The following is a 13752-nucleotide window of genomic DNA, read 5'->3' as shown; positions in this document are numbered from 1 at the left end:
CGGGGGGGCGGGGGGGGGGGGGGGGGGGGGGGGCGCCGGCCCGGGGGGGGGGGGGGGGGTTGTTGGGGGGGGGGGGGGGGGGGCCGGCCCCGCCCCGGGGGGGGGGGGGGGGCCCCCCCCCCGGCGCTACGGGACGTCACTGGTCGGCGTCGTCCTTCTTGTCGTTGGAGGAGCCTTCCTCGCCCTCGATCACGGGGATCAGGGAGAGCTTGCCGCGGGAGTCGATCTCGGCGATCTCGACCTGGACCTTCTGGCCCACCCCGAGGACGTCCTCGACGTTCTCCACGCGCTTGCCGCCGGCCAGCTTGCGGATCTGCGAGATGTGCAGCAGGCCGTCCTTGCCGGGCAGCAGGGAGACGAACGCGCCGAAGGTGGTCGTCTTGACGACCGTGCCCAGGTAGCGCTCGCCGACCTCGGGCATGGTCGGGTTGGCGATGCCGTTGATCGTGGCGCGGGCCGCCTCGGCCTGCGAGCCCTGAGCGGCACCGATGTAGATGGTGCCGTCGTCCTCGATCGTGATGTCGGCGCCCGTGTCCTCCTGGATCTGGTTGATCATCTTGCCCTTGGGGCCGATGACCTCACCGATCTTGTCGACGGGGATCTTCACGGTGATGATCCGCGGCGCGTTGGGGGACATCTCGTCCGGCGTGTCGATCGCTTCCATCATCACGTCGAGGATGTGGAGGCGGGCGTCACGGGCCTGCTTGAGGGCGGCGGCCAGGACGGAGGCGGGGATGCCGTCCAGCTTGGTGTCGAGCTGGAGGGCGGTCACGAACTCCTTGGTGCCGGCGACCTTGAAGTCCATGTCGCCGAAGGCGTCCTCCGCACCGAGGATGTCGGTGAGGGCGACGTAGTGCGTCTCACCGTTGATCTCCTGGGAGATCAGGCCCATGGCGATACCGGCGACGGGGGCCTTGAGCGGCACACCGGCGTTCAGCAGCGACATGGTGGAGGCGCAGACCGAGCCCATGGACGTCGAGCCGTTGGAGCCGAGGGCCTCGGACACCTGACGGATCGCGTACGGGAACTCCTCGCGCGTCGGCAGCACCGGCACGATGGCGCGCTCGGCGAGGGCGCCGTGGCCGATCTCGCGGCGCTTCGGGGAGCCGACGCGGCCGGTCTCGCCGACGGAGTACGGCGGGAAGTTGTAGTTGTGCATGTAGCGCTTGCGGGTCACCGGGGAGAGGGTGTCCAGCATCTGCTCCATGCGGAGCATGTTGAGGGTGGTGACGCCCAGGATCTGGGTCTCACCACGCTCGAACAGGGCGGAGCCGTGCACGCGCGGGATGGCCTCGACCTCGGCGGCCAGGGTGCGGATGTCGGTGACACCGCGGCCGTCGATGCGCTTCTTCTCCTTGATGACGCGCTCGCGGACCAGGGACTTGGTCAGCGAGCGGTACGCGGCGGAGATCTCCTTCTCGCGGCCCTCGAACTCCGGAAGGAGCTTCTCGGCGGCGAGCCCCTTGACGCGGTCCAGCTCGGCCTCGCGCTCCTGCTTGCCGGCGATGGTGAGCGCCTGGCTGAGCTCGGGGCGGACGGCGGCGCTGAGTGCCTCCAGGACGTCGTCCTGGTGGTCCAGGAAGATCGGGAACTCGCCGGTCGGCTTGGCGGCCTTGGCGGCGAGGTCGGCCTGGGCGCGGCACAGCACCTTGATGAAGGGCTTCGCGGCGTCGAGACCGGCGGCGACGACCTCCTCGGTGGGCGCCTCGGCGCCGCCCTCGACCAGCTTGACGGTCTTGTCGGTGGCCTCGGCCTCGACCATCATGATCGCGACGTCGCCGTCCTCCAGGACGCGGCCCGCGACGACCATGTCGAAGACGGCGTCCTCGAGCTCGGTGTGCGTCGGGAAGGCCACCCACTGGCCGCGGATCAGCGCGACGCGGACGCCGCCGATCGGGCCGGAGAAGGGCAGGCCGGCCAGCTGCGTCGACGCGGAGGCGGCGTTGATCGCCACGACGTCGTACAGGTGGTCGGGGTTGAGTGCCATGATCGTCGCGACGACCTGGATCTCGTTGCGCAGGCCCTTCTTGAAGGACGGGCGCAGCGGGCGGTCGATCAGGCGGCAGGTGAGGATCGCGTCCTCGCTCGGCCGGCCCTCACGGCGGAAGAAGCTGCCGGGGATCTTGCCGGCGGCGTACATCCGCTCCTCGACGTCCACCGTGAGCGGGAAGAAGTCGAGCTGGTCCTTGGGGTTCTTGGAGGCGCTGGTGGCCGACAGCACCATGGTGTCGTCGTCCAGGTAGGCCACGGCGGAACCGGCGGCCTGCCGGGCCAGCCGTCCCGTCTCGAAGCGGATGGTGCGGGTGCCGAACGTGCCGTTGTCGATCACGGCCTCGGCGTAGTGGGTCTCGTTCTCCACTAGTGATTTCTCCGATGCTTGTCGTCTTTTGCCCCTCCCCGCCCGTGTGGCGGGGGAGACGGTGCCGGAGAAGCGTTCCCGTGCAATGCGGGCCGGTCTTCGATCGAAGCACCCGGGGTCTGCTCCCGGGGGCCACTACCGAGGACCGGCGGCGGCGAGGTCCGCTCCTCCTGGTTTCGTTCCTTGTATCCCGTACCCGTACTCGTACGGGTACGGGATACGTCGTGCGCGGTGTCTGTTACCACACTACAAAGGGGCGGCGACACCGCGCACGTACGGCAAAGGGAGCGGCCCCCGAATGATGGGAACCGCTCCCTTCACGACGTCCTACCGGGCGCCCGCCGCACCGCGGCGGATGCCGAGGCGCTCGACCAGCGCACGGAAGCGCTGGATGTCCTTCTTGGCGAGGTACTGCAGCAGCCGACGGCGCTGACCGACCAGGATGAGCAGACCACGACGGGAGTGGTGGTCGTGCTTGTGGGTCTTGAGGTGCTCGGTCAGGTCGGAGATCCGACGGGACAGCAGAGCGACCTGGACCTCGGGGGAGCCGGTGTCGCCCTCCTTGGTACCGAACTCGGTGATGATCTGCTTCTTCACTGCGGCGTCGAGCGACACGCGTACTCCTCTTGGTCTGTGACTGGCCACCGAGTGCCCCCGGTCTACTTCTCGGGGGATCTTCCGTAACTCGGAAGGCGGGGATCCGCTGGGCGCGTCCTCCAGGGCTCTGGGCTCCGGGGGCGCGTACACGAACGGCCGTCACACAGCGTACCAGCCTGGACGGAGGCGGCTGCCCCGGGGCCGGGCGGGCTCGCTCACGTGCGCCGCGGTCCGTGCGCCGCGCTCCCTGCCCGGTGAAACCGTGCGCGAACCGCATATGGGGAGGAGAGGCGGCAAGTAGGGTGGCCGCACAGCTCGTTGGCACAGCAGGAAGGACCGGAGCCGCGATGGCCGACGCCGAGGACCAGGAACTCAGGACACGCAAGGACCGGGAGAGGGACGAGCTCTACTCTCTCGACATCTCGGGCGTCGAATGGCACAGCGCGCCCGGCACCGAGGCGGACGAGGAGCGGGTCGAGATCGCCTACCTCCCGGAGGGTGCCGTCGCCATGCGGTCGTCACTCGACCCGGACACCGTGCTGCGGTACACCGAGGCGGAGTGGCGGGCTTTCGTGCTCGGCGCGCGGGACGGGGAATTCGACCTGGAGCCTGCCGCCGGGGGCACCGGGGGCGACGCCCAGTAGCCGGGGGTGACGCCCGGTAGGAGGCGGGGGCCTACGGCGCGAGGACGGGTGCCGCCCGTTCCCCGGCGGACGGGCGGTACCGAGCCCCGCCTCCCGGGGCGGCCGTCGTGGCCTCCGTGGTGCGCCGCTTCCCGTACCCGGCCCGAGGTAGCTCCGCTGTCCGGTGTCCGGTTTTGTCGGCGGGCCCGTAGGCGGCCTCGACATCGAAGAAGACGCGCCCGTTCTGTACGACGGTGCGCTGTCGTCCGCATGGTCGTCATCTGCGCCTCGCCCGGCAGACCGGAGTAGAGGTACGGCGCCTCCTCGTCCGTCTTCGGGCCCAGGGCGACCAGCGCGTTCGGTGCGATGCGGTCGTCGCTCGGAGGCCGCGGCCCCCCTTGGCGGCGGAGTACGTCCAGAGCGTCTCGCCCGTGGCCGGGTCCAGCCTCCGCCGCCTGTACGTGATGTTCCGCAGGGTTCGGCGGGCAGGTCGTCGCCGCTCCGGCACTTCTCCCGGACGATCAGTCCGCGGCCGCCGGCGGCGCCCATGTCCTGGCTGGGGGCGGCGGTCGCCGTTGTCCAGCGGGGGACGTCCGTCCTCATGTCGTACTACGAGGGTGCCGCCGCCCCTGGTGACGACACCGCTCCGTGCGCCAGGGTCACACCGGACCGGTTGTGGCCGTCGCGCTGGGCCGGTTCCGGCTGTCGCGCTGTCGCCGGTTCCGGCTGTCGCCCGCGTCCGGCTCCGGCCCGGACCGGGGGACGGGGAACCGGTCCTCCCAGACCATGCGGAGTCGACGAAGGCGACGACGGCGACGACGGCGACCTGGTGCAACAGGCCGCGTCCGCCCAGCCGTTCCGCCCGGAAGAGTACGACGGTCCGGTTGTGGCCGGTGAGTTCCGGCGGCTTCCGGGGAGTTCGCGCGACGGGACGACGAAGATCCCTGCCAACTGCTCCGGGCTCACGATCACTCGGGCGGAGGGGGCGGCGGCGGGTGCCGTCATCCTCCGTGCGGAGGCTGGTCGGTGAGGCGGTGTGAGCGGCGGTGGCAGCCGGATTCCATCCGACTTGTTCGTGGATGTCGCATGAAGATCTCGCACATACGCAACGTGTGTGGCACTTCCGAGCCGACTGTGACGCAATGGGCGGAACTCCGGGCGAGGGCGGGGGCTGCCGGGGGGAGCCCCGCGGTGATTAGGCTGGTGTCGGGCGCGACACCAGAACCCGTGGAGCGGGCGTCGGCGTCTCAGGGGGAAAGCCGGTGGATCGGACGACCTCGAACGGCATCGGACCATTTCGAACGACAAGCAAGGGTCGCCCCGGCACGGCATGCGGGTGCTCGACCACATCAGGAGGAACTGTGAGCAGCGATCGGGACGGGATCCGCGGGGGCTGGGCTACACCCGGCGATGACCAACCCGACGCGGAGTCCTCAGTCGAGACGACCGGCGAGTTCACCATCGACTACGCGCCGCCCGCCTGGTACACGCAGAACGCGTCCAGTGACGCGGAGCAGGGAGAGGGGCGGGGACAGGGGGCCGGTTCGTCTTCCGGTCCTTCCGCTTCTTCTTCCCCTTCCGGCCCGGCCGGTTCGCCGGCTCCTCCCGCCCCGCCCGCTCCTCGGGGTCCGGTGCCACCGCTGCCGGGGTTGACTCCGCCGCCGCACGCGACGCCGTCCAGCGCGTCGTCCAACGGGCCTTCCTCCGTTCCTTCTCCGGCCCCGGGGGCGCCCTTCACACCGCCGCAGGCGCCCGCCCCGGGTGCCGCGTTCACCCCGCCCCCACCGGGCCCGGGGGCGCCGTTCACACCACCCGCCCCGCAGAGCGCAGGGCCGGCCGGCGTCCCCAGGCTGCCGGTCGGGAGCGGCTTCGAGCCTCAGCGACCGTCACAACAGCCGCAGTCCGCGCGACCGGAGCCCGCGTCAGAGACCGAGACCGAGACCGAGCCGGAACCGCCGGTTCAGTCGTCGGGGCCGGAGGCCGTGGCCGCCCCCGCACCTGCCGCGGCCCCCGGGTCTCCCACGGCCCTGCCGACGTTTCCGGCCGGCGGATTCCAGCTCCAGGCTCCCGCACCGCCGCCGCCCGCCGGGGCGCCCGAGGTCCAGCCGGAGGCCGAGACCGGGGCCGAGCGCAAAGCTGAGGTCGAGCCCGAAGCGGAGGCAGAGGTCGAGGCAGAGGTCGAGCCCAGGGTTGAGCCCGAGGTCGAGGTCGAACCGGGCACCGGCGATCTCGACGACGGCGACCTTGGAAGCGGCGCCACCATGCGCTTCTCCGCGGTCGCCCTCAAGCGTGAGATCGCCGAACGGGCCGCGGCGGAGGACGCGGTGTCCGGCTCGGACGAGGCCGGTGACACGCCGGACGAGGCCCTCGTGGTCGCGGACGCCGGCGTGGAGCCCGGGCGCTCCGACGGCCCCGAATCCACCGCAGCGGACGGCACCGACACTGCGGAACGGGACACCGGTTCTGGTCCTGGCGACGGTCTCGGCTCGGGGACCGAGGGCAAGGACCAGGGCGAGGACGGGAGCGTCGGTTCCTACGTCTCGGACGTCTCCGATGTGTCCGACTCCGGGCCCGGGCCGGTCGCTCTGGCTGCCGTCCCCGGCTCCGAACCCGAGGACGAGCCGGAAGACAGGGTCCCGGCGGAGGACGAGCCCCGGGACGCGGTGCCTGCCGACGCCGCGCCGCAGGGGCACAGCGTGCCGCAGGACGCCGTTCCGCGGGACGCGCCGCCCGCCGCGCCGGGTGCGGTGCCGCCGCTGCCTCCGTCGTACCCGCCGGCCGCGCCCGCGCCCGCCCATCACTGGCCCGCACAGCCGCAGCCCTCCCCCGTCGCTCCCGAGCAGCCGGGCGTACCGGCCCAGCAGCCTCCTTTCCAGCCGCAGGCTCCGCAGCCGGCGCCTGCCGCGTGGAATCCGCCGGCCGCCGCGCCGGTTGCGCCGGACCAGCCGTTCGCGCCGCCCGCGCCGCAGACCGGTTACGGGTTCCCGCAGTCCGGTGCGCAGGCTTCCCAGCCCCACTCCCCCGCGCAGCCCGGCGGCTACGGCTTCCCGCAGGCCCCGCACGGGCCGTCGCGGCAGCCGTACCCCGGCCTACCGCAGCAGGCGCAGCAGGCGCAGGGGGGCGGCCAGGCTCCGCCGGTCGCGCCCCAGCCCGCTCCGCACGGCTTCGCCCCGCAGGCACCGCCGCCCCAGCAGACGGCCCAGCCGGGTCAGGTACCGCACGCGCCCCAGCCCGCACCCCAGGCGCCCCCGGCACCACAGCCGACGCAGCCCGGGCAGACCGGGCAGACCGCGCCCCCGGCACAGCAGCCGGAGTACGGGCCTCACCAACCGCCGCAGCAGCAGGCACCGCAGCAGTACCCGCAGCACCAGCAGCCGCCCGCGGACCCTCGGGTCGGCGCCGCCTGGCCGCAGCCCATGCAGCACGATCAGCGGCAGCCCACCAACCCGGGTGCAGCGCCGCTCGGTTACACGGCGGCCGTGGAGCTGTCGTCCGACCGGCTGCTCAACAACAAGAGGCAGAAGGCGAAGAGCAGCCGTCCGGCGGCGGGCGGTTCGCGGTTCAAGCTGGGCGGCAAGAGGGAAGAAGCCGAGCGGCAGCGGAAGTTGGATCTGATCCGCACCCCGGTGCTGTCCTGCTACCGCATCGCCGTCATCAGCCTCAAGGGCGGCGTCGGCAAGACGACCACCACCACCGCGCTCGGCTCGACGCTCGCCACCGAGCGGCAGGACAAGATCCTCGCGATCGACGCCAACCCGGACGCCGGTACACTCGGCCGCCGGGTGCGCCGGGAGACCGGGGCCACCATCCGCGACCTCGTCCAGGCGATCCCGTACCTCAACTCGTACATGGACATCCGGCGGTTCACCTCCCAGGCCTCGTCCGGGCTCGAGATCATCGCCAACGACGTCGACCCGGCCGTGTCCACGACCTTCAACGACGAGGACTACCGGCGCGCGATCGACGTGCTCGGCCGGCAGTACCCGATCATCCTCACCGACTCGGGCACCGGTCTCCTCTACAGCGCCATGCGCGGTGTGCTCGACCTCGCCGACCAGCTCATCATCATCTCGACGCCGTCCGTGGACGGGGCGAGCAGCGCCAGTACGACGTTGGACTGGCTGTCGGCGCACGGGTACGCCGACCTCGTCTCCCGGTCGCTCACGGTCATCTCCGGGGTCCGCGAGACCGGAAAGATGATCAAGGTCGACGACATCGTGGGGCACTTCCGGACCCGCTGCCGGGGTGTCGTCGTGGTCCCGTTCGACGAGCACCTGGCCGCCGGTGCCGAGGTCGACCTCGACATGATGCGGCCGAAGGTCCGGGAGGCGTACTTCAACCTCGCGGCGATGGTCGCCGAGGACTTCGTCCGCCACCAGCAGGCGCACGGTCTGTGGACGTCCGACGGCAACCCGCCGCCGGTCGCCGCTCCGCCGCTGCCGGGGCAGCAGGCCGTCCCCGGTCAGCAGCCCCTGCCGGGACAGCCCCAGCCGGGGCAGCAGTACCCTCCCCAGCCGGGGCCGCAGCAGTACCCTCCGCAGCCCGGACAGCCGTACGCGCAGCAGCCCCAGCCGGCTCAGCCGTATCCCCAGCCCGGGCAGCCCCACCCCCAGCCCGGTTACGGATATCCACCACAGGGGCAGCAGCAGGGGCAGACGCCTCCACCCCCGCCTCAGCAGTAGGTCAGCGAGCCACCGTAGGCCCGTGTCGTCTCCGACGGCGCGGGCCTTCGCGCGTTCGCAGGCGAAATTGGTGTGACGCGAGCGTCACGCTCTCACCAGGGAGGCGCCAGTGGTCTGTGCCAATGTGAGTGACGGACCGGTCAACTCGCCGTTTCCGCAGGCCACATGGGGTTTGTCGGACCGTTGACGCGCGCAGACTGCCGCTGGTAGACACACACTTCATTCCGCGTTCACCACTGTTCGAGCCCGCCCCACGCGAGAGCGCCCCGGCGTCCGCGCGTGCGATGACGCGAGGTCAGGTAGTCATGAGCACACACGATCAGCACGGCAGTGAACGTACCGCCCCCCGCCCGTGGAGAGCCCGCGTCCTCGCCGCCCTGGGCGCCTCCGCGCTCCTCCTCGCGTCGGGGACGGTCGCCCCCTCGGCGTCGGCCGACGAGGGCGACGGCAGCGGCGGGGGCGACAAGGTGCTCACCGTCGCCGTGGCGCAGAGCGTCGACTCGCTCAGCCCCTTCCTGGCGGTACGGCTGCTCAGTACGAGCATCCACCGGCTGACGTACGAGTACCTGACCAACTACGACGCCAAGGACAACCACGTCATACCCGGTCTGGCCACCGAGTGGAAGGCGTCGCCGGACAAGCTGACCTGGACGTACACGATCCGCTCCGACTCCGAGTGGTCGGACGGCGAGCAGGCCACCGCCGAGGACGCGGCGTGGACGTTCAACAAGATGATGACCGACCCGGGCGCCGCCACCGCCAACGGCAGCTTCGTCGGCAACTTCGCGAAGGTCACCGCGCCCAGCCCGTCCCAGCTGGTGATCCGGCTGAAGAAGCCGCAGGCCACGATGACCGCGCTCGACGTGCCGATCGTGCCCAGGCACGTCTGGGAGAAGGTCGAGGACTTCTCGAAGTTCAACAACGACAAGAGCTTTCCGGTCGTGGGCAACGGGCCGTTCATCCTGACCGACTACAAGCCGGACAGCTATGTGCGTCTGAAGGCCAACAGGGACTTCTGGCGCGGCGCGCCGAAGTTCGACGAGCTGGTCTTCCGGTACTACAAGGATCAGGACGCCGCCGTCGCCGCACTGCGCAAGGGTGAGGTGTCGTTCGTCGCCGGGTCGCCGTCGCTGACACCGGCCCAGGCGGCCTCGCTCAAGGACGAGGAGAACATCCACGTCAACGACGCCCCCGGCCGCCGCTTCTACGCCCTCGCCACCAATCCGGGCGCACGGGCGAAGGACGGTACGGAGTTCGGTGACGGTGACCCCTCCCTGCTGGACCAGAAGGTGCGGAACGCGCTGTTCACGGCGGTGGACCGCGAGGCGATCGTCGACAAGGTGTTCCAGGGACACGCGGTCGAGGGAGCGGGCTACATCCCGCCGCGCTTCTCCTCGTACTTCTTCGAGCCGTCGGCCGGGCAGAAGCTGGCGTACGACCCCGAACGGGCCGCCCGGCTGCTCGACGAGGCGGGCTACCGGACGAACGCCGACGGCAAGCGCCTCGGCAAGGACGGCAAGCCGCTGAGCTACCGCGTCCTGTGCCACGCCACCGACCCGAACGACAAGGCGGTCGGCAAGTACCTCCAGGAGTGGTGGGGCGAGCTGGGCATCTCGATCACCCTGGACTGCCTGGACAACGTGACCGATCCGTGGCTGGCCGGCGAGTACGACCTCGCCTTCGACGGCTGGTCCGTCAACCCCGACCCGGACTTCGTGCTGTCCATCCACACCTGTGCGGCGCTCCCGGCGACGCCGAAGGACACCGGGGCCACCGACAACTTCATCTGCGACAAGAAGTACGACGAGCTGTACGCACAGCAGTTGGGCGAGTACGACGCGGGCAGGCGGGCGGAGATCGTCAAGCAGATGCAGTCCCGGCTGTACGACACCGGGTACATGAACGTCATGGCGTACCCGAACGCGGTCGAGGCCTACCGCACGGACCAGATCAAGTCGATCACCACGATGCCGTCCGCCGCGGGCAACATCTACGGGCAGGACGGTTACTGGAGCTGGTGGTCGGCGGTGCCGGCGGACTCCGGTGACTCCTCCGGTGGTTCGTCGTCGACCGGCACCGTGATCGGGATCGCCGCGGGCGTCGTCGTCCTGGTCGGTCTCGGGGTGCTCTTCGCCGTCCGCCGCCGGGCGTCCGCCGACGACCGTGAGTAGCGCCACCGGTTCCGCGACCGGTTCCGTGCCGGGCCCGGCGGCCGGCTCGGGGACCGGGACGCGGCCGCCCACGGCGTCGCGGGGGCGCACCCGCAGCGCGTACCCGCGGTACGTGGCGGGCAGGCTGGCCGGCGCGGTCGTCTCCCTGTTCGCCGTCCTCGTCACCAGTTTCTTCCTCTTCCGGCTGATCCCCGGCGATCCGGTGAAGTTCATGACCGGTGGCCGTCCGGTCTCGGCCGAGCAGCTCGGCGTCTACCGGCGGGAGTTCGGACTCGACCTGCCGCTGTGGCACCAGTTCACGGACTACTGCCTCAAGGCGCTGACCGGTGACCTGGGGACGTCGTACCAGTTCCACGCGCCCGTCGTCGACAAGATCACCGAGGCGCTGCCGAACACCCTGCTGCTGACCGGCACGGCCTTCGTGCTCTACACCGCGCTGGGTGCCTTCCTCGGCACCCGCTCGGCGTGGCGGCACGGCGGGCTCGGCGACCGGCTCCACACCGGTCTCGCGCTGACGCTCTACTCCATTCCGTCCTTCTGGCTGGGGCTGCTGCTCATCATCGTGCTGTCGGTGGGTGTGGACCCGATCCCGGGTCTGTTCCCGACCGGTGGCATGGAGTCGGGCCGCGAGGAGGGCTTCGCGTACGTGCTGGACGTGGCGCATCACCTGGTCCTGCCGGTGGTGACGCTGGTCGCCGTCGAGTACGGGCAGACGTTGCTGGTCACGCGGTCGGCGCTGCTGGACGAGATGGGCGGCGACTATCTGACGACCGCGCGGGCCAAAGGGCTCAGGGACGATCTCGTGCGGCGCCGGCACGCCGTGCCCAACGCGCTGCTGCCGACCGTGACGCTGGTCTTCGTCAACCTGGGGCGGACCGTGGCGGGCGTCATCCTCGTCGAGACGGTCTTCTCCTGGCCGGGCCTCGGCGGTCTGTTCTACCAGGCGCTCAGCGTGCCCGATCTCCCGCTGGTGCAAGGGCTGTTCTTCGTCTTCGCCGCCGCGGTGATCCTGATGAACACCCTGGCCGACCTGTTGTATCCGATGCTCGATCCGAGGGTGGGCCGATGACCGCCGAGACCACCGAATCCGCGTCCGGGGCTCCGGTGGAGCCCGGCGGGCCCGGTCCGCGGGCTCTCGCCCGGCGGCGGCGCCGCGCCTCCGTCGCCCGCTTCTGGAAGGAGTACCGCAAGCGCCGCGCCGGTGTGTTCGGGCTGGCCGCGCTGGTGCTGTTCGTGCTCATCGCCCTGACCGCTCCGCTGACCGTCGGGTCGGACGTGGACGGCGTCACGGACGCGCCCGGACAACCGCTGGAGAGTCCGAGCGGCCGATTCCCGCTGGGCACCGACCAGTTCGGACGGAACCTGCTGGGTCTGCTGGTCTGGGGCTCGCGCGTCTCCCTGCTCGTCGGACTGCTCGCGGCCGCGCTGTCGGTGCTGATCGGTGCGCTCATCGGGATCACGGCCGGGCACTTCCGGGGCTGGTACGCCACGGTGATGATGCGGATCACGGACTGGTTCCTGGTGATGCCGACGCTGGTGCTCGCGATCGTGCTGGCGACGGTGCTGTCCCGGTCGCTCGGCACGATCGTGCTCGCGATCGGCGTGACCACCTGGCCCACCACGGCCCGCCTGGTGCGGGCCCAGACGCTGGCGGTGGAGTCCCGGCCGTACATCGAACGCGCGAAGGCGCTGGGGGGCGGGCACTGGCACATCATGTCCCGGCACGTGCTGCCCAACGTGATGCCGCTGATCCTCGCGCAGACGACCCTGATCATCTCCTCCGCGATCCTGGCCGAGGCGACCCTGGCCTTCCTCGGGCTCGGGGATCCGACGGTCGTGTCCTGGGGCGGGCTGCTGCAGGACGCGCGGGAGGCGGGGTCGGTGAGTTCCGGTGACTGGTGGTACCTGGTGCCGCCGGGCATCGGGATCGCGGTCGTGGCGCTGGCGTTCACCCTGTGCGGGCGCGCCGTGGAGGCCGTTCTCAATCCCAGGCTGGGGGTGTCCCGTTGAGTCTGCTCGAGGTCCGGGACCTGAAGGTGACGTATCCCGGCGGTGCGGCCGCCGTGCGCGGGGTCGGCCTGACCCTGGAGGCCGGTGAGAAGCTCGGCATCGCGGGCGAGTCCGGCTGCGGCAAGTCCACCCTGGCCCTGGCGCTGCTGCGGTTGCTGCCGCCCGGAGCCCGGGTCGGCGGGGAGATCCTGCTGGACGGCGAGGACGTGCTCACCATGAAGTGGGGCCGGGTCCGGGCGGTCCGCTGGGCGGGGGCGTCGATCGTCTTCCAGGGCGCGATGCACTCCCTGAACGCCGTCCACCGCATCGGTGACCAGATCGCGGAGCCCATCCTGCTGCACCGCAGGGCCACACCGGCCGGCGCGCGCAGGAGGACCGGTGAGCTGCTGGAGCAGGTCGGTCTTCCGGCGGCCCGGGCGAGTGCCTACCCGCACGAGCTGTCCGGCGGCCAGCGGCAGCGGGTGATGATCGCCATGGCGCTGGCCTGCGACCCCCGTCTGATCGTCGCCGACGAGCCGACCACGGCACTCGACGTGATGATCCAGGCGCAGATCCTGCGGCTGATCGAGGGCCTGGTGGGTGAGCAGGACGTCGGCCTGATCATGATCAGCCATGACCTCGCCGTGCTGGCCGACACCTGTGACCGGCTCGCGGTGATGTACGCGGGCCGGGTGGTCGAGGAGGGCCCGGCCCGTCAGGTCTACGACGACGCCCGGCATCCCTACGGCCGGGCGCTGTCGGAGGCGTTCCCCACCATCGGTGACCCGGGCTCGCGGTTCGCGCCGCGCGGGCTGCCGGGGGATCCGCCCGACCCGGCGGCGGTGCCGTCCGGGTGCGCGTTCCATCCGCGGTGCCCGGTCGCGCTGGACGTCTGCGCCACCGAGGACCAGGCGCTGCGGGAGGCAGGCACGCGGCGCCGGGCCGCGTGCGTGCGCGTGGGGCCGGACGGCACGGGCACCCCGGGCGCCGGCGGAGCGGCGGGTGCGAGCGGAGCGGCCGGTGGGAGCGGAGCGGCCGGTGGGAGCGGGGCAGCCGGTGAGAGCCGAGCAACCGGTGAGAGCCGGGCAACCGGTGAGAGCCGGGCAACCGCCGACGGCAGGACGGCTGCCGAACACGGGGAGCCCGCCGAACGCCGGAGCATCGCCGAACACGGGACCGCCGCCGAGCGCGTGAACCGGGTCGGGCCCGAGGCCGCCGGGAACGGTCCCGCCGCCACCAGCGGCACCGCCGCCGGAGCCGGTGCGCCCGCCGACAGCGCGGGCGCGTCCGGCCGCACCGCGCCGGCCAGGACGACGGAGTGAGGAGCAGTA

At 71.7% G+C, this 13752-nt stretch carries 8 protein-coding genes; 6 read left to right on the top strand and 2 right to left on the bottom strand.

From position 1 onward, the window contains the following. Positions 1–136 precede the first annotated feature (136 nt). Both ACGFYH_RS33140 and rpsO read right to left on the bottom strand, forming a co-directional pair. The gene (locus tag ACGFYH_RS33140) at positions 137–2359 is read right to left on the bottom strand and encodes a polyribonucleotide nucleotidyltransferase (protein ID WP_393806868.1); all 2223 of its coding nucleotides are present in this window, start codon (positions 2357–2359) and stop codon (positions 137–139) included. Positions 2360–2686: 327 nt separating this feature from the next. Next, positions 2687–2974 (bottom strand): 30S ribosomal protein S15, encoded by a 288-nt coding sequence (rpsO, locus tag ACGFYH_RS33135; protein WP_003973291.1) that lies wholly within the window; start codon positions 2972–2974, stop codon positions 2687–2689. Positions 2975–3303: 329 nt separating this feature from the next. Here rpsO and ACGFYH_RS33130 point away from each other — a divergent pair, with 329 nt between their 5' ends. The 6 genes from ACGFYH_RS33130 (at position 3304) to ACGFYH_RS33105 (ending at position 13743) form a co-directional block, all read left to right on the top strand. Continuing rightward, on the top strand, positions 3304–3600 hold the full coding sequence (locus ACGFYH_RS33130; protein ID WP_393806867.1) for a DUF397 domain-containing protein: 297 nt from the start codon (positions 3304–3306) through the stop codon (positions 3598–3600). A gap of 1340 nt (positions 3601–4940) precedes the next feature. Further along, positions 4941–8261, top strand: a complete 3321-nt coding sequence (locus ACGFYH_RS33125) for an SCO5717 family growth-regulating ATPase (RefSeq protein ID WP_393806866.1) — start codon at positions 4941–4943, stop codon at positions 8259–8261. A gap of 305 nt (positions 8262–8566) precedes the next feature. Further along, positions 8567–10432 (top strand): ABC transporter substrate-binding protein, encoded by a 1866-nt coding sequence (locus ACGFYH_RS33120; protein WP_393806865.1) that lies wholly within the window; start codon positions 8567–8569, stop codon positions 10430–10432. Continuing rightward, positions 10425–11501: an ABC transporter permease gene (locus ACGFYH_RS33115; protein ID WP_393806864.1), complete on the top strand. Its 1077-nt coding sequence runs from the start codon at positions 10425–10427 to the stop codon at positions 11499–11501. The genes ACGFYH_RS33120 and ACGFYH_RS33115 overlap by 8 nt, the downstream gene beginning before the upstream one ends. After that, positions 11498–12442: an ABC transporter permease gene (locus ACGFYH_RS33110; protein ID WP_393806863.1), complete on the top strand. Its 945-nt coding sequence runs from the start codon at positions 11498–11500 to the stop codon at positions 12440–12442. The genes ACGFYH_RS33115 and ACGFYH_RS33110 overlap by 4 nt, the downstream gene beginning before the upstream one ends. Further along, positions 12439–13743, top strand: coding sequence for an ABC transporter ATP-binding protein (locus ACGFYH_RS33105; protein WP_393806862.1), 1305 nt, complete (start codon positions 12439–12441; stop codon positions 13741–13743). Before ACGFYH_RS33110 ends, ACGFYH_RS33105 begins: the two co-directional genes overlap by 4 nt. Positions 13744–13752: the final 9 nt, after the last annotated feature.

Origin of the sequence: Streptomyces sp. NPDC048392 (genome assembly GCF_043200575.1) — a bacterium.
Taxonomy (GTDB): Bacteria; Actinomycetota; Actinomycetes; order Streptomycetales; family Streptomycetaceae; genus Streptomyces.
This window is presented reverse-complemented; position numbering and strand designations above follow the sequence as displayed.

Coding starts and splice junctions, on each gene's coding strand:
- ACGFYH_RS33120 (WP_393806865.1), top strand. CDS start 8,567: ATGAGCACACACGATCAGCACGGCAGTGAACGTACCGCCCCCCGCCCG.
- ACGFYH_RS33110 (WP_393806863.1), top strand. CDS start 11,498: ATGACCGCCGAGACCACCGAATCCGCGTCCGGGGCTCCGGTGGAGCCC.
- ACGFYH_RS33130 (WP_393806867.1), top strand. CDS start 3,304: ATGGCCGACGCCGAGGACCAGGAACTCAGGACACGCAAGGACCGGGAG.